This is a genomic window from Limnobaculum zhutongyuii (assembly GCF_004295645.1).
Taxonomy (GTDB): Bacteria; Pseudomonadota; Gammaproteobacteria; order Enterobacterales; family Enterobacteriaceae; genus Limnobaculum; species Limnobaculum zhutongyuii.
Genome location: NZ_CP034752.1, coordinates 943,493 through 961,552, shown reverse-complemented (window position 1 = coordinate 961,552; position 18,060 = coordinate 943,493). Strand labels below are relative to the sequence as shown.

The following is an 18,060-nucleotide window of genomic DNA, read 5'->3' as shown; positions in this document are numbered from 1 at the left end:
CGGCCATGACTATTTTTTCTCTTACAGCACGGTTAAATCATCACCCTGTAAACGTTCTGCCAGTCCGCTATGGCGTTCTGTTGGGGTAGCAACAGCTGACAATAGAATATTCTCATTGGCAAACAGCGTTAGTTTCTGACGCGCCCGGGTAATTGCGGTATATACCAACTCCCGACTTAGCAAAGGCGTAAAGGTATCCGGCAATACCAACACCGTATGGTCAAACTCCGAGCCCTGAGATTTATGTACTGTCATCACATAAGCCGTTTCACAATCAGGTAAACGACTTGGTTGTATCGCTTTTAACGAACCATCAGACAATTGGAAATAAACTCTCATCCCCCCCTCCGATGTCATTAACGCAATACCAATATCTCCGTTATACAAACCCAGCGAGCTATCATTTCGATTAATCATCACCGGGCGGCCTGAATACCAGAGTCCTGCACTATCGCTTGATTTGCTAATCAAACGCTTGGCCTGCAAAGCTTGTTCAATACGAATATTTAGGCCTTCAACGCCAAAAGGTCCATTACGTAATGCACACAGCAAACGGAACTGGTTAAATCGCGCCAGAATATCCCTAGGCTGTCCAGATTTAATCTGGCTGAGATAATCCCGATAACCATCAACACATACTTCCAATAGATAGAGATAATCTTCCGGCGTTTTAACCGAAAACCATCCTAAATCGCTATAGTCCTGACTAAAGCAGCTAATGGCAGCTCTTCCCTCACCCTGATTAACCGCTAACGCCAGTTGACCAATGCCTGAGTGTTGGTGGAAACGATAACTCTTTTTCAAAAGACATAAGTTGTCTCTAACGGCTACCGCCTGCGGTAAATCTACGGGAGAAATATCAAAACCGGTCAGGTTTGATAGCTCAGCGGCGCGCTGCCGACTGTAGCCTTGTTCTGCAAATCGGCAGATATCACCTAAAACTGCGCCCGCCTCAACAGAAGCCAACTGGTCCCGATCGCCAAGCAAAATCAGACGAGCATGCTCCGGCAAAGCCTCGATCAAACGAGCCATCATGGGTAAGTCAACCATTGAAGCCTCATCCACGATCAGCACATCAAGGTGTAGCGGATTATCTTTGTGGTAACGTAAACGGCGGCTATGAGACTGAACCCCCAATAAACGATGGAGAGTAGAGGCCTCGGTGGGCATCTGTTGACGCCAGCTATCTGCCAATGGTAATCCCTGAATAGCTTGCCCTAACGACTCGGTTAGCCGTGCTGCGGCTTTCCCCGTCGGTGCCGCCAGCGCAATACGTAAGCGTTTATCCCCGGAAAGCTGCAACAGCACCGCCAGTAATCTTGCCACGGTGGTAGTTTTCCCGGTGCCCGGTCCGCCAGAAATAATCGACACCTGACGAGTTACCGCAACCGCTGCCGCGACCTTTTGCCAGTTAATCACATCTGCAGTGGGTGAAAAATACTTGTCCAGTACGGGCCGCAAAACGTCAATTGACTGTTGTATCTGGCTATCAGCCATACTACTTTGGTACAGAAAGAAGCTGGCAATTAACCCTTCATCCCGCCACATCCGTTGCAGGTAAAGTCGCTCATGTTGCACAACCAACGGCGCAGGCAAGTTACCATTGCTAACTGCATCTGCAGACTCCAGGGTCAGGATTAAATCAGCAAACTGTGGATTTCCAGCTTTATGCCAGACTTCGGCTGCCAGCTCAGGATGTCGACCATCAAACAGCGTAGCCTGATTGAAATGACGTAAAAACAGACATACGTGACCTGCACCTGTTTCTGCACTCAGACAGGCAATTAACAATGCCAGGCAAGGGTTATCCCCGGCTAATAAACGGGCTAATTGAATATCCAGTGGCCTCAGAAGAGAAACATCCACTGCTTTTTGCAACAGACTAAACATCAGGCGATCGCCTCCTGACCGCTAAACAGGCGATCTAATCCATCCACCAGCGCCCATTCAGGCCGACAATGAAATACCCCTTGCCCTGGCCTATCTTTCTCAATACCGCGCAGAAAAAGATAGAACACCCCACCGAAATGACGCTGATAATCGTAATCAGCAATACGATGGCGTAAGTAACGATGAAGTGCCAGTGAATAAAGTTGATACTGGAGATCGTAACGATGATCGCACATAGCGTCAGCCATTGCCTGTGGGGTATAGGATTCTGCACTTTCTCCCAACCAGTTAGACTTATAGTCCAGCAAGTAATAGCGCCCCTGCCAGCAAAATACCAGATCAATAAATCCCTTTAACATACCCTGAACCTGCCGAAAAACCAGCTCCGGACAGCGGGCAGACAGTGGGTCATAATGCTTAACCAAAGCGTCTAAACGTTCTGCCTGCAACAATGGGCCAATGGGTAAATAGAACTGGAGTTCAGCCTGACGCTCGGCCGCTGAAATATCCTTTAAACGTATCCCTTGTTCATCTAATGGCGAAGAGAGAATAGTTTCTAACCATTGCTGCAAAACGGGCGTCCAGTGACTTTCCAGCCCTTGTAACAGCACTTTTTCATTTAATTCATCACTGTTTATTGGCTGGGTAAAATCGACATTCTCCAGCAAATCATGCAGAAAAGTTCCCGGTGCTGCACCTTTTGGAAAAGTATGGGGGGACAACAACAGCTGAGCACTTTCACCCTTTTCTCCTGCGGCATCGGTATCAAAACGCGGCAATAAGTCGTAGTGATGGGAAGCCCCCTGCTGCTGCAAACCTGAATAACTGGTAACACGCCAGCTGTTTTGACGCTGGCCGGTAAAAATACGGGCTGTCAGTAGCTCTGGCTGTAATTGATTATCCTGCCACAGTGCCGCATCCATCTCTGTGGCCGAATACCATTGAATACCATCATGTTGTCCCAGTTCCTGCAAAGCATCGGCTAAAAAAGCAGCGTTACCCGGTTGCCCGCGCTGTAGTAAATATCCCATCGCGCTGCGATGTATATCAGAATTACCCTGTCGCCGGTTTCCTGAATACAGCGGCGTTACGCCAATGCTGCAATGATAAACCGAACGAGTAAGTGCCACATAAAGCAAACGCAAATCTTCAGCCAGACGCTCTTCTTCGGCCAAAGTTAGCGAATCCTCACTTTGCTGTAAATCCAGCATGGCTGAGAAAGTTTCACGGTCGTGATAAAGCGCCTGATTCTGCTGGCGAAAGCCACAAATGAAGGGTAGCCAGACCAGTGGGTACTCTAATCCTTTCGATTTATGAATAGTCACCACTCTCACCAGATTGCGATCGCTCTCCAGCCTCAGCTGTTGGCTATCTGAACGATCGTTAGGCTGAGTTATCTGCTGCGCTAACCAGCGTACCAGTGAGTGTTCACTCTCCAGCTTTAGTGAGGCTTCCTGCAACAGTTCACCAATGTGCATAATGTCAGTTAATCGGCGTTCCCCACCCAGCGTCACCAGCAGATTCTCCGCCAGTTGCCGCCGAGACATCACCTCTCGCAACATGGGCAATACACCGCGCTTTAACCAAAGCTGGCGATAGCCACTAAATTCTTCTACCAGTCGGTCCCATTCCCGTTCATCCCGATTAATATCATCAATCTGGCGGGCATCCAGCCCCAACAGGCTACTGGCCAAAGCGCTACGCAATGTTCTCTCTTTCTCCGGTGCCAAAACCGCCTGTAAGAGCCACAGAACGTCTTTGGCTTCCGGTGTGGTAAACACACTCTCCCGGTTAGATAGATAGACAGAAGGTATGCCTAAGGCGCTTAATGCATCCCTCACCAGTGAGGCCTCTTTACCGGTACGCACTAAAATAGCAATATCGGCCGCTACGACTGGCTGGCGCCGTGTACCACTCACTAACCATGCCCGCTGCTGTTGCCCTGCGGTCAGCCACTCCCGGATCTGCACGGCACAACAACGAGCCATAAACTGCTGGTATTCATTAAGACCACAACCTTCCCCCGGCTGTAACCACAAAGAGACGGCCGGCTGGTTATCGCCATCCAGTTCAAAGCTCAGATATTGGTTTTTTTCTGCCGCCTTAACCGGCAGAAAAGGTATTTGTTGAAAAATGAAGGGAGCGGGCAGTTGCTGAAATAGTTGATTAACTGAACTCACCATGGATGAGGAAGAGCGCCAGTTAGTCTCCATAGTGTAGTGGTTACTTACTTCATTTCTGGCCTGCATATAGGTAAAAATATCCGCACCACGAAAGGCATAAATCGCCTGCTTAGGATCCCCTATCAGTAATAAACCGGTATCTTCGCGGCCACCATAAAGCTTATGGAATATACGGTACTGCTGTGGGTCGGTATCCTGAAACTCATCAATCATTGCTACCGGATAGCGCTGCCTGATAGCCTGCGCCAAAGCCTCTGCCCCGGAGCGCTGTAAAGCTGAGTCTAACCGACTTAACAGATCGTCAAACCCCATTTCAGCACGCCGACGTTTTTCTTGCTGAACCGACAGGCGAACTTCGCTAATGGCTTTTGACAAGATGAGATCGCGCAGGGTCAAAGGCTCAGAATAGATCAAATCAACGGCAGTAAATAAAGGGTCTACCGGCGCTTCACCTTTTTTAGTTTTTTCATACAGCACCGATTGGCGAAAATTATTCAGCTCTTTGGGCAGCGTATAGTCCTGAGTCTCCTGCTCTGCCCACATATTAACCTTTTGCAGCCAGTTGGGCAGATGTTTAGTGCTATAGCTACGTTTATCTACCCCGGACTGACTGATTAATGACTCCAGTCCGGAAAACGATGCACGCCACTGTTGTTTTAGAGATTCGATGCGCTCAATAATCTGCTGATGCCGCAGCAGGATATCATCCAGAGACGACGGCTGAAGTAACTGAGGGGCTTCCCCGTGCAAATAGGGCATGACGTCTGCCAGCAAACGCTCTGGCCCACCCCACTCGGTGCTTATCGCCTGTGCAACAGGTAGAGGTAAGGGGTAACAGTGACGACGCCAGAAATCCGCGACCGCCTGGCGTCTTAAGGGAAGCTCATCTTCAATGAGCGATTGCTCAAACAAAACGCCTGATTCAAAAGCATTATGGCTCAGCATACGCTGACAAAAACTGTGAATGGTATAAATAGCTGCTTCATCCATTTGGCGTTCGGCAGCCAATAATAAATCGCTTGCTTCTTCTTTATCCGCTAACTCTGTCAACAATTGCAACAGCAACGGATCGCTGCTGTCATTACGAATACAGGCAATACGTAAACGGTGAATATTATCCCGGATACGGTTACGTAGCTCTTCTGTTGCCGCTTCGGTAAAAGTTACAACCAGTATCTCTTCCACCGAAAGCTTACGAGGGTAAGCTGCTTGCTGCCCCAGTCCCAACAGTAAACGCAAATAAAGCACCGCAAGAGTATAGGTTTTTCCCGTTCCTGCTGATGCTTCTATTAAACGCTCCCCAAACAGAGGGAGCGTTAATGGATCTAACCTTAAAGGTTGTGCAACCGTCATTATCACTGAGCCTTCACCGGCAAGGTTTTCTGCAATGATGAGGCATCTTTATACACATCCCAACCTTTTAGCTCTGCATATTGGGTTTTCAGATCGCCCTGTCCCATAATTTGAGACAATACTGCCAGCCCTTTACGCTCTATCACCGCCTGTTGATAGAAGGTTTGAATATCCTGTTTAGTCAGTTTTTTCACCTGCTCCAATACCTTTTTACGCGTATCAAAGCGGTCATTACCACGGCTGAAATCATTAAGATAAAGGGCCGTTTCCTCATCCATGGTCTGTGGACGCTGCTCCAGTTCATTAACTAACGCCTGACGATACTGATTAAAATCTTTATCGCTAAGGGCCGAAAGTTTCTTATCTGCCATCTGGTAGAAATTCAGATAACGTTCTTCCAAATGAGCCGGCGTCTGATTATTACTTTGCAGCAAGAACCCAACCCCCCATTGACGACCAACGGTCATCGGGAAAGCAAATACCGCATAACCAAGCTGCTCTTCCGTTCTTAACTGATTATAAAACCACGGCTGAATAATCTGAGTTAACAGGCTGCTGCGAGCCATACTAGTCACTTCGTCATAGCCGTCAGGAATATACACTGCTGCCAGCGCAGAATCAGTGCTGCTTCCTGCTTTCATCAGGTTAGCCTGTTGGGTTTTATCTACCACCACATTCTGGCCATGCCACCAGCCAGAGCCCTGGCAACCCAGCTGTTTACTAATGCTCAACGCCATGGTTTTCACCTGTTCCTGAGTCATATCACCCAGCACAAACATTTCCGGTGAACTGTTCGCCAACAGTTGATTGCGGTATTGAATAATGTCATCCACTTTAATGTCAGACATAAGCTTACGACGTTCATCACGCTCAGTATAAGGAACCTGAGAAATCGCTCTGACCGGTTGCAGTGCCAGCTCATAAGCCTTGCCTTTTTCCGCCGCTTCCATCTGATCGCGATACCACGATTTGGCCTGTTCCAACTCTTCCGGCGTTACGGTAAAGCTGCGGTATTGTTCAAGCAACTCACTAACCAGACGAGGCAAGTGCTGGCTAAAACCTGATGCCGAAAACTGCAAACCGTTGTTAGCTGAAGAGGAGAAACTGATCCCCCCAACGGAAGCCTGATAGCTGAGTTGGGACAACGCCTGCTCAGACAAATAGTCCGTTAAGGCAAACATCACCTGATTACGTGCGCTGTCCTGGGCTTTGGCATTACGTAAAGCCAGCGTCACATTGACTTTCGGGTCATCGGCAAAGTATTTACTTGGGATATACCAGGCACGGTTATTAGCTTCGTTTAGAACCAACTGAGGCTGTTTCGCTTTATTTTCTGCCACCAGATTAAAATTATCCGGGATATACGGGTTCAGTGCAGGCAGGCTCAGCTTGATTTGCTGCTCTTCTGCCTTCCAACGTTCAATCTGTTCAGGTTTAATTCGATCGACCTGATAAGGTGCCTCAACGAAATAGGCGGTCTTATTGTGAGGCTCATCCGGGCTGATAAACCATATGCGTGCGGCCTCTGGCGTCATTTCATCCAGACGAGCAGCAATGGCTTTTGGATCGTATTTATCCGCCAGATAATCAGAATCCAAAATATTTTGGATCGGAATATTCAGCATGGTGTCGGATAACCATTCGACATAATCCATATCGCGGGTAATGGATGGATAACGGAAATCCAGTTTTAGTACATGGGCAATTTCATCAAAGTAATCCTGGCGAATGCCTTCCTGACGGATCATTTTCAGATAATCAAACACTGCCGCAATCACCTTATCGCGATTAGCCTGGCCTTTATCCGTTAACGAAATACCAATACTGAATACGCCACCGTTACGGTCAACAACTGGATTAACACCGGCACCAATATTGTCTGCCAGCCCTTGCTTACGCAACCAGTCCGACAGGGTATTCTCACTGCGGTTACCAATTAAATAGCTTATATAGGTATCGGTTTTACTGCGAAACTCCGACACATTGTTAGCTATACGAAACTCAATACGCAGCTGTTTACGCGGTTGGGCTGGTACATAGTGAATAATCAGCCCTTTCTCTTTTTCAGTAGCTGCCGGTACAGTAATGGCAGGAACCGTTGCGTTATGGTTACTGATTCGACCATAGGTGTCGTTTGCCAGTTTAGCTAAATCCGCTAAAGATTGATTACCATATAAAACCCCAACCATCAGATTGGCAGAATAGTAACGTTGATAAAAAGCTTTCAGTTCATCCTGCAGTTTGCTGCCCGGCTTGTCTTTTAGGGTTTCCAGATTACCGCCAGAAAAACGTGAGGTCGGGTGAGCGGGATTTAGCGTTTCTGAACCGACTTGCCCAATACGCATACCATCACGTGAGCGGGCCATGGTTAACTCTGCATTCACCGCATTACGTTCACGATCGGCGTATACCGGATCCAACAAAGGTTCGGCAATGGCATCAGCCAGACGATCAACCGCCGGAGCCAATGCGTCATTTTCTACTTCAAGATAGAATGCCGTACGGTAAGATGCGGTACTAGCATTATGGCTGCCGCCGTGTTTTTTAAGGAATTCAGAAATGCTATCCGGCTCCGGGTAACGCTTTGAACCCATCAAAACCATATGTTCCAGATAGTGAGCCAGTCCCAACTGACTGTCAGGGTCTTCCAGTGAACCTACCGGTAAGGCCAGAGCCGCCAACGATTTACTGGCAAGGTTATCGGATACCAGTAATACCGTCATGCCATTATCTAATTTAATCGCCTGATACTCGCGGGCATCTCCCGCACTTTTTTGTATTTCCTCAGGCAATGGCTTCCAACCCTGAGCCGCAAACGTCAGAGGGGCCCAACAAGACAACATCAGTATGGTGCCTGCGATCCAGGCATGTAACTTACGCATTAAATTTCCTTCTGGAATGACCGAATAACAACCAATACAGACAATGGACAACATAGCGGATCGTTGCACCTGCCCCACGCATCAGGCAAAACTTGCTCCTCTGCCCATCACCGTCCAACAATGAATTGGACAGTCCGGTCGCTGAGGGTTCACTTTTTTAGTCAGATTTTTCTAATCGATAACGCATTAACGTTAGTAAATAGGGCTGACTGTCGCTAATAATCTGTTGATAATGTTTGTCGTCCAATATTCTAAACAATCTCATCAGGTAAGGGTCTTCTCCTTCGCCGCTGACCTGCGGGCCACCTTGCCACGCCTGAATCAGCTTCTGCCTGGCTTTTTGCTGCGCTGCCTCATCCCAACAAATTTGACCGGCAGATACATCATAGCAACTTTCCAGCCAGGCCCATGCACTCTTCGGCAACAATAACAACGGTGATTTCATCCCCTGTTGATACCCTTTCAGCCACTCAGAGAGATGCTTTTCTGCCTCTTTCTCACTAAATGAAGCAAAACGCCACTCGGTTCCATCCCGACCATACATTCGGCTTTCACCCTGACCACCGCTGATACAATAGATCAGATGTTCCAGCCAAAGGGATATCCCATCAGCCACCGTCAATTTTGCTGGTCGCCAGCGTAACAGACCATCTTGCTGTACCTGATTTAGCCAGCCGCTAACCGTAATACCATCGATCCGCTTTTCAAACTCAATATTATCAAAAGGTAATTTTTGCTGTTTAACCCGATCAGCCAGTTCAGTCATATCCTGCATCTGCCCCTGCCAGAATAACTCACCGAAAGCGCCAAACGGCAACGTTCCGGCAGCACGAAAGCGAGCAAAAAGCTGTTCAGGATCTTTTTCTTCAATCAGGCAGTTAAGCAATAAGGTATTAAGCTGATAGCGCTGCAAATTTTCTACTAAAAATGGCTCTTCGTCCGGAAGCTCTGGCTCATCAAACGTAAAGTTCACATTTAACCGTTGCTGAAAGAACGCCCGTACCGGATTACGGTAAAAACGACGCAGTCCATCCAGCTCAATCTGTTCAAGCGCGATCTCATCCAGCGGTTGTCCAAATTCACCATGAGCCACTCCTCGCCGTTCTGCGGCAGGTAGCCATTCACTGGCGTAGCTTTGCTGTTCGCTACCCTCGATAAAATTCTGCTCACTAAACGGAACCCGGGCATGATGACATAACAAATGTTGATAGACTGCTTGCGCGCTTTTCTCCAGATCGCTGGCGATATCTGCTGCCAGTACATGGCTTTGAGCAATGTACTCCAGTAATTCAGTTACCAGAACGGAAGGATAACGAGGGCTGTTATCCTGAATAGATTGACCAATGTAGCTGATATACAGTTTTTGCTGGGCTGACAATAAAGCTTCAAGGAACAGGTAGCGGTCATCATCACGTCGGCTGCGGTCCCCTTTACGCGGCTGTTCAGCCATCAGGTCAAAACCCAGTGGAGGTAATGTGCGTGGATAAACACCATCATTCATCCCCAGCAGGCATACCACCTTAAAAGGAATGGAGCGCATAGGCATCAGAGTACAGAAGTTTATCGGGCCGGCTAAAAAACGCTGGCTGATACGTTCATTATCCAACCGGGAAGCCAAATCATCTTTTAAAACGGTGAGTGGAATTTCCTGGCTATAATTAGCCTCCAGACCAAAACCAATTTGTTTTTGCCACTGTTGTTCAATCAGAGCCAATACGGGTTCAGTTTCTACATCGGTAATAAAAAATGCTTCTGTCAGCTCATGGCAATAAGGCAGCCATTCCGCCAGCGTGTGAGACGCCATCAGGCGTTTGCGCCATATGGATAGTTGCATCAAAAACTCAGCCAGTTGCCCCGCTAAAACGGCAATAAGACCGCTGGACTCATCGTAAGGCAAAATGCCCTGATAGTCGCCACTTTGGCTATCCATCGCATAGCCTAATAACATACGGGTCAAACCAAAGCGCCAGGTATGTTGCCCCGTAGGCGGCAAGTCAAAATCGCTGACCATGTCATCATCCAGTCCCCAGCGAATACCAGCCTCTTCAACCCATTGCCTTAATACACGCAGCCCATCTTCATCAATCTGAAAGCGCTCGGCTAAGGCAGGCACTTCCAGCAGCGTCAGAATATCCTCTGCACTAAAACGGCTTTCAGGTAAGTCCAACAGCATTAAAAATGCACTCAGTACCGGATGCGCCTGACTGGCACTGCGGTCAGAAATCGCATAAGGCAAATAACGCTCTGGTGGAGCATTGCCAAAAACCGCCTCAACATATGGCGTGTAGTTGTCGATATCCGCCACCATCACAATGATGTCCCGCAGCGTCAGGGTTGGGTCATCATCCAGCATGGCCAACAATTGATCGTACAACACTTCAACTTCCCGTTGAGCACTATGACAAACGTGAACACCGATCGAACGATCGTTAGGATCGAGCAACTGTTTATCCTGACTATTCAACGGAGAGTTCGGATTGTTAATCACCAGCGCCCGATCGTCTAACTGAAGAATATCCCACTGAATACGGTGTAACAGCCGCTCTTGTTCAATATCAACAAAAGCATCAACTTCCTGCATTTTATCCAATTGAGCCAGCAGATAGAGGTTATCACGCCCAAGTTTTCCCCAACTGGCCAGCAGAGGATTACTCAACTGTTGATTACCCTGCTCATCAAACAGCAAGTCAGCCTGCTCAGGGTGGCGAAATAACGCAATATTCTGCTGATCATTTATCTTATTTCGTTTGCGAGCCTGCAACTTAGCCAGAAAAGCATAATCCTGAATGTCTCCCCAGTAGTAGCGGCAAGGGTTGGTAAACATCAGGTGAATATCAATATGCTGACCCAGCGCCTGCAAAGCCTGTAAATACACCGGCGGAAGCGCAGATATTCCGCATATAAATACTCGGGAAGGAAGCTTATCCGGTGAAAAATCGGGATGATTAAGCGTATCAATAAAACGTTGATACAGATTTGCCCGATGCCAACCCGGTTGCTGTAAAGCATGGGTATACTCGGTCAAGGCTCGCCAGAGAGGTGCCTGCCAGATTTGAGCTTCATTCAAGCCCTCAACCAGCTCTTGTTGCTCCCAGCTACGCAACCATTCAGGTCGATAGACTAAATACTGGTCAAACAGATCTGCAATACGCCCGGCTAACTGGTGGCATTTACGCAGATCGTCATCATCGCTTAAGTAGCGTGATAGCGCGGCAAATTCGGATTGTTGCAACATTGAAGGCAGCAGCCACATCAGCTTCCATGTCATGGCATCTTTACTGAATGCGCTCTCTTTCGGTATGCCGGGCAAAACCTGTTGAAACATCTGCCAGATAAACGATGCCGGTAATGGGAATTCAATATTCGCCGCAATACCTAACTCAGTTGCCAACTCTATTTGCAACCACTGCGCCATACCGTGGCTCTGAACCAGAATAATCTCTCGCTCAAAGGGATTGGGTAACGGTTTACCGGCAATCAACGCGGTGGTCAGCGTTTTTAACAGGTCAAGCTGGTTTGAGTGGTAAACCGTAAACATCCGGGCTCCTGAAGTTGTAAACGTCCCGTTTTAACTAAAAAATCGGGTTAATGTCATTGATATGACCATTTGCTGGGTACAATTTTCAATCTTCTTGCTGATGGTGTAAAGCAAGCAATGGATAACTCTCTATTTATCCTGTTAATCCACGTGTTGTTACCAATATTATCAACCATAGCACGAACCATTGTTCTTCATCTGATTGAGGCTGCTATATTAGTTAACGTATTTACTAATCATGCTATCAACGAATATTGACTGCACGTTGATATTTAACAAATTTCGAGCTTTATCGAAAAATAATTCTGTCGCGTAGCTTACTTCACATATCCGGAGGTGTCAGACATGAGTCAATTATTTACCCCAATAAAACTGGGGCCCGTTGTATTACCCAACCGTATTGTTATTGCGCCAATGTGCCAGTATTCCGCCGTGGATGGTAAAGCAACAGAATGGCATACCATTCATCTTGGTCAGTTAGCCTTTTCCGGCTCGGGATTATTGATTGTTGAAGCCACTGCGGTTGAGCCGGAAGGTCGTATTTCTCCCGGGGACCTTGGATTATGGAACGATGAAACGGAACAGGCTTTAGCTACCACTGTACAAGCCGTGAAGAAATATTCCGCTATGCCGTTAGGTATCCAGTTGGCCCATGCTGGTCGAAAAGCATCGATGCCAGTTCCCTGGCAACCGGGCCCGGCAGTAACACCAGAAAATGGTGGCTGGCAGCCTGTCGCCCCTTCCGCTATTCCATTTGATAAACATTCTGCTCAACCAAAAGCGCTGACTCAGGAACGCATTGCTTCCATCATTGCTTCATTTGCCCACTCGGCTAAACGGGCCGATAAACTGGGATTTGACGTCATCGAAATCCATGCTGCCCACGGCTATCTGCTGCATGAGTTCTTATCGCCAATTTCAAACCATCGGGAAGATGAATACGGCGGATCGCTGGAAAATCGTATGCGCCTGACGCTGGAAGTTTTTTCCGCGATTCGTAAGGTATTGCCGGAGAATAAAGCCGTAGGTGTGCGAATTTCTGCCAGCGACTGGGTGGAAAATGGTTGGGATCTACAGCAGTCATTAACCCTTTGCCATAAACTGAAAGAACTGGGCTGCGACTATATTCATGTATCCAGCGGTGGCCTGTCAGCTCAGCAGCACATTCCTCTCAGCCCTAACTATCAGGTTCCCTTTGCCCGTAAAATTAAGGCAGAAGTAGGCATGCCAACCATCGCCGTAGGTCTGATTACGGAACCAGAACAGGCAGAAGCCATTATTGCCACAGGTGAAGCAGATATGGTCGCACTGGCCAGAGGTATCTTATATAACCCTCATTGGCCATGGCATGCCGCAGCGGCACTTGGCGCGCAAGTTAGTGTACCAAAGCAGTATTGGCGTTCGCAGCCCCATCGAGTTAAGGGACTGTTTACTGAAGATTAATACGTCCTTAGCCGCTTTCATCGCTCAAGTTCACCTGCTGGTGAAAGCGGTTAGTAAAATGACTGACTATTGATTAACCTGCTCATCACATTGCCACTTCTCCAGTTCAACCTCCGACTTTCCCACTATAATCACCTGCGCCATAATTTTCATACAGCCGTTGCCCATAGAGGTCGTTTGAATATTCAGATGCCATTGTCCTGATTTAAGCCTTGGTTCCTGTTCTATGGTTTCAGGGTAGAGATCTAATGCCTGAGCTGCCAATCGCCATGCATATTGGCTATCGCTATAGAGATTAAATTGTGCCAATAACACTTGCTGATAACGCAACAAACCCATAATGGTAATGGAAAACAGCAACATTGAGATAAGGACTTCCAACAGGCTAAATCCTCCCTGCCGGGATCTATTTAAGGAGAGCATTCTGCTGCTACCTTAAGTGGACAGAAATCTATTCTCCCATCAGCAAATGGCTGTAGTCTTATCCCCTCAGGAGAAGCTTGCGTGTCAAACTTACCCGCCAACTGAAACAGTAGCAATGGAGGCTGGTTATTCCCCATATTTCCCTCTCCCCGAACCAGAATGTCAGTCTCATTAAGCTGACGAATACAGGATGAGAGTTGATAGTTTTCGACCTTGCGGCATTGCCACTCACTGCTTACCCCCGCCCAACGTTGGGATAACGCCCAGGAAAGCGATGAGAGAGCCTGATGATATGCACGAAAATAACGCCGTTCATCCGCATAAATCTTCACCTGAACCAGCAACTGTTCGCTCTGTCCTTTAAGCATTAAAGTACCAAACAGCATCAACAACATGACCATAACAATAGTGCTATACCCTTGCTGATTACTTATTAAGCAAGTTCGACTTTTCAGCATTTCAGCGCATCCCTCTCACTCTTAGCGTTAAACGTCGTTTCACCGATGGCCAACGTTTCCAGTGTCCCTCCAGCGTTATCAAATAATAGGCTGCGCTTTTCCCTGCCCCCTTCAGCGCTCTGTCTCCGGGCTGAACAGAAAAGTGAGTAATAACTATTTCAGCGGGATCCAATAACTTCTCCCACCCATTACCATGGCACTCTTTAGCGCTACGATGTTGTTCAATACTGTTGTTCAACCAACGGTAGGCAAAATGTTCCGCCGTTGTAGAGTCAATGGGGTCGATGACGCCATTATGGTTAAGGTCATAACGGATGATAATGCAACTGCCCACAGCCGACAGTGAATGCTGGCTGATAGAAACCGCTTCAGACACCCGCTCTTTTCCGCCTTTAAACAGAAATCCTGCCCGACGTAGGTCCTTTGCTATAGTGATGAGCACCTGTTCCATAGATTGTTCCAGACGGTACAAGCGATACAGCGTCAAACTCTGCCGCTGTAATGCCGGATACATGGCAGCAACGCTCACTATCATCATGCTACCAATCAGCATGGCTATCAGCATCTCTGCTAATGAAAAACCAGTCTGTGATTTTGCTACTGGCATGGGGAGAGCCCTGGCAGATAGGGCTGTTGACCATTGATACTTTCGCTACAGCGACGTAATCGTCCTTTAGCCGACAGAATGACTTTCACTCTTCCTGCCTGATTAGATACCACAATATGCCCGGTACCTGCGGTATTCCGTATACCATAAAATCCAAAACCAATATCAGAATGGCTGACCTCTAAATTAAGAGACGGCTCTGGCAAAACAAAACGTAGCCCACTGTCAGTATCACATTCACCATTGCGCTTTGTTTGACTGGCAGCCACACAGCCTCTGGCTCCCTGCTTACCTACCTGTAATAAATAAGTCTGATTACGCCAGTTAGCCGCCGCCTGGGCTCTGGTCAGAAAAGCCAGAAGTCGCGCGCTGCTCTGCTCTAATACCGCCCGCTGTCGATAGTTTTGCCAACTGGAAATTCCCGTCGCGGAGAGAATAGCCGTAATGGCGATAACCAGTAGGATTTCAATTAGCGTCATACCTTGTTGTCCATCAGGTAAATATCGTTTCATAACGCAACGGTAAAACGGTTTTAAACAAGGCAACAGAAGGAGGAAAAAAAGATGGGAGACATCGCCAGATATATCAATGCAACAACATGATGGTTAAATAAACTTTCGAGCCATATCGCAATAAATTGGATAAAAAAATCCCCGACAGGGCTTGCCATATCGGGGATAGATTATTGATGAACTAATTTATTACTTAAATCGCCACCGGCGCCTTAATTCCCGGATGCGGGTCATAACCTTCAATCTCAAAATCATCAAACTGATAATCAAAAATAGAGGCTGGTTTGCGTTTAATCACCAGTTTAGGCAACGCTCGCGGCTCACGACTAAGCTGCAAATGAGTTTGTTCCATATGGTTCATATACAGATGGGTATCCCCACCGGTCCAGACGAAGTCCCCCACTTCCAGATCGCACTGCTGCGCCATCATATGAACCAGTAATGCATAGCTGGCGATATTAAATGGTAAACCCAGGAATACGTCACAAGAACGCTGGTAAAGCTGACAGGATAACTTGCCATCCGCCACATAAAACTGGAAGAAGGCATGGCAAGGAGCCAGTGCCATTTGATCTAACTCACCAACGTTCCAGGCAGAAACAATAATGCGGCGCGAGTCCGGATCTTGTTTCAGCTGTTCAACCACTTTAGTGATTTGGTCAATCTGACGACCATCTGCCGCACCCCAGGCGCGCCATTGCTTACCATAAACTGGCCCTAAATCCCCGTTATCATCTGCCCATTCATCCCAAATAGAGACATTATTTTCATGCAGATAAGCAACGTTAGTTTCACCTTTCAGGAACCATAACAATTCATGAATAATAGAGCGAATATGGCAACGCTTGGTGGTCACCAGCGGAAAACCATCCTGCAAATTGAAACGCATCTGATGACCAAAGATCGACAGCGTACCGGTACCGGTGCGGTCAGATTTATTTGTGCCCTCATTCAGGACTTTTTGCATTAATTCCAGATACTGTTTCATGGTTATCCTATGCTTGTTGTTTCGAAGTCTGCGGACGGCGGTACGCCCAAACCATCATCAAAATACCGATAATGATCATTGGTAAAGAGAGTAATTGCCCCATACTGAAGAAGTTACTAAACAACCCCAGTTGAGCATCCGGCTGGCGGAAGAATTCAATAATGAAACGGAATGAACCATAACCAATCAGGAACAGACCTGACACACTACCGATTGGGCGTTTTTTCTGAATAAACAGGTTCAGAATCACAAACAGAACGATACCTTCCAGGCACATCTCGTACAGTTGAGACATGTGGCGTGGCAACATCCCATCTTGCATAAAGGGTAGCCACTGAGGGTTCTGAGCAGCAAACAGTTGATCCGCAGCTCTGGAAGTAGGGAAGCGCATAGCCCAGGAGAAATCGGTTACTCGTCCCCACAACTCACCATTAATAAAGTTGCCTAAACGCCCAACGCCTAAACCAAACGGAATCAACGGAGCGATAAAATCGGAAACCTGAAAGAAAGTGCGTTTGGTTCGGTGAGCAAACCAGAACATCACTGCAATCACGCCCAGTAAACCACCGTGGAATGACATTCCGCCTTCCCATACCTTAAACAGATACAGTGGATTGGCTAAAAAGCTGGGGAAGTCATAAAACAGAACGTATCCTAATCGACCACCAACGAAGACACCCAGGAAACCGGTATACAGCATGGTTTCAACTTCATCTTTAGTCCAGCCACTGCCCGGCTGCTTAGCCCGGCGATTCGCCAGCCATAGGGCAAAAACAAACCCTATCAGATACATCATGCCGTACCAGCGCAAAGAGAGGGGTAATGTTGGTTCTAAAGAAAAAATGACCGGGTCAAATTTAGGAAATTCCAAGAAATTAGAGTTCATCACTCACCATTTAGTACGAGTTCAATATTGGATTGGGGTTTAGTTGACACTGTTCGACTTAATATAAGTCCGAATCTGGCTATCATACCATAGCCGGGAAAACATTCATCAGAACAGGCAAGTTATTCACATTCATTTACTTTTCAACATATCAACTGACAAACGCTTATCCCATCAGGCTAAAATAAATTAGCCCCACGAGATTGTGAGGCTAACGAATTTATTCACCTGCCCTCATCCCTTTTTACGGCGATGGGGAGGATGTGTTCGCTGAGGTTTTGCTTCCTGCAATAACATCACGACCGGTGAGAACTCTTTCATCACCCGACGGTAAACATCGCGTTTAAAAGAGACTACCTGACGAACCGGATACCAGTAGCTAACCCAGCGCCAGCCATCAAACTCTGGTGTGCCACTGCGTTGCATATTGATATCTGCTTCACTGCTTAACAGCTGTAACAAAAACCATTTTTGCTTCTGACCAATACAAACGGGCTTGGTATCCCAACGCACCAAACGTTTAGGTAACTTATATCGTAACCAGTTTCGTGTATAACTCAGGATCCGCACATCTTTTCGACTCAGTCCAACTTCCTCGAAAAGCTCTCGGTACATTGCCTGTTCTGGCGTTTCTCCGGGGTTTATTCCCCCTTGTGGAAACTGCCAGGAATGTTGACCAAAACGTCTGGCCCACAAAACTTGTCCTTGTTTATTACAAATTACGATACCAACATTCGGGCGGTAGCCATCATCATCGATCACTGGACTACCTCAAATAAGCATAAATCTTAAAGATGGTCTGATTGTTTCATACTACGCACAAGCGGTAAACCTCTGCTTTATGTCTGAGGTGTGATAATCAACCTGAGAATAACTTGACACGATACGCAAAGTTAT

At 47.3% G+C, this 18,060-nt stretch carries 12 protein-coding genes; 1 reads left to right on the top strand and 11 read right to left on the bottom strand.

Annotated features, from left to right (window positions below; all coding sequences use genetic code 11):
• Nucleotides 1–21: 21 nt before the first annotated feature.
• The 4 genes from recD to recC form a co-directional block, all read right to left on the bottom strand.
• A complete protein-coding gene (gene recD, locus EKN56_RS03880) occupies nt 22–1,890 on the bottom strand; it encodes an exodeoxyribonuclease V subunit alpha (protein ID WP_130590604.1) in 1,869 nt (622 codons plus the stop codon).
• Nucleotides 1,890–5,426: an exodeoxyribonuclease V subunit beta gene (recB, locus tag EKN56_RS03875; RefSeq protein ID WP_130590603.1), complete on the bottom strand. Its 3,537-nt coding sequence runs from the start codon at nt 5,424–5,426 to the stop codon at nt 1,890–1,892. Before recB ends, recD begins: the two co-directional genes overlap by 1 nt.
• Nucleotides 5,427–5,428: 2 nt before the next feature.
• Complete coding sequence (ptrA, locus tag EKN56_RS03870; RefSeq protein ID WP_130590602.1) at nt 5,429–8,308, bottom strand: pitrilysin; 2,880 nt, start codon at nt 8,306–8,308, stop codon at nt 5,429–5,431.
• A gap of 157 nt (nt 8,309–8,465) precedes the next feature.
• Nucleotides 8,466–11,846, bottom strand: coding sequence for an exodeoxyribonuclease V subunit gamma (recC, locus tag EKN56_RS03865; protein ID WP_130590601.1), 3,381 nt, complete (start codon nt 11,844–11,846; stop codon nt 8,466–8,468).
• Between the two features lie 345 nt (nt 11,847–12,191).
• Here recC and EKN56_RS03860 point away from each other — a divergent pair, with 345 nt between their 5' ends.
• Nucleotides 12,192–13,289 carry an NADH:flavin oxidoreductase/NADH oxidase gene (locus tag EKN56_RS03860; protein ID WP_130590600.1) on the top strand — a complete coding sequence of 366 codons (1,098 nt, stop codon included), beginning with the start codon at nt 12,192–12,194 and terminating at the stop codon, nt 13,287–13,289.
• A 66-nt stretch (nt 13,290–13,355) separates the two neighbouring features.
• Here the strand turns inward: EKN56_RS03860 and EKN56_RS03855 are convergent, their stop codons facing one another.
• The 7 genes from EKN56_RS03855 to rppH form a co-directional block, all read right to left on the bottom strand.
• Nucleotides 13,356–13,712: a prepilin-type N-terminal cleavage/methylation domain-containing protein gene (locus EKN56_RS03855; protein ID WP_130593592.1), complete on the bottom strand. Its 357-nt coding sequence runs from the start codon at nt 13,710–13,712 to the stop codon at nt 13,356–13,358.
• Nucleotides 13,700–14,170: a YgdB family protein gene (locus EKN56_RS03850; RefSeq protein ID WP_130590599.1), complete on the bottom strand. Its 471-nt coding sequence runs from the start codon at nt 14,168–14,170 to the stop codon at nt 13,700–13,702. Before EKN56_RS03850 ends, EKN56_RS03855 begins: the two co-directional genes overlap by 13 nt.
• Before the next feature lies 1 nt (nt 14,171).
• Nucleotides 14,172–14,777 carry a prepilin peptidase-dependent protein gene (locus EKN56_RS03845; RefSeq protein WP_130590598.1) on the bottom strand — a complete coding sequence of 202 codons (606 nt, stop codon included), beginning with the start codon at nt 14,775–14,777 and terminating at the stop codon, nt 14,172–14,174.
• Nucleotides 14,768–15,289 carry a prepilin-type N-terminal cleavage/methylation domain-containing protein gene (locus EKN56_RS03840; RefSeq protein ID WP_130590597.1) on the bottom strand — a complete coding sequence of 174 codons (522 nt, stop codon included), beginning with the start codon at nt 15,287–15,289 and terminating at the stop codon, nt 14,768–14,770. The genes EKN56_RS03845 and EKN56_RS03840 overlap by 10 nt, the downstream gene beginning before the upstream one ends.
• Before the next feature lie 193 nt (nt 15,290–15,482).
• On the bottom strand, nt 15,483–16,277 hold the full coding sequence (gene thyA, locus EKN56_RS03835) for a thymidylate synthase (protein WP_130590596.1): 795 nt from the start codon (nt 16,275–16,277) through the stop codon (nt 15,483–15,485).
• A 7-nt stretch (nt 16,278–16,284) separates the two neighbouring features.
• On the bottom strand, nt 16,285–17,163 hold the full coding sequence (gene lgt / locus EKN56_RS03830; protein WP_130590595.1) for a prolipoprotein diacylglyceryl transferase: 879 nt from the start codon (nt 17,161–17,163) through the stop codon (nt 16,285–16,287).
• 234 nt (nt 17,164–17,397) lie between these two features.
• Nucleotides 17,398–17,925: an RNA pyrophosphohydrolase gene (gene rppH / locus EKN56_RS03825; RefSeq protein ID WP_130590594.1), complete on the bottom strand. Its 528-nt coding sequence runs from the start codon at nt 17,923–17,925 to the stop codon at nt 17,398–17,400.
• Nucleotides 17,926–18,060 lie beyond the last annotated feature (135 nt).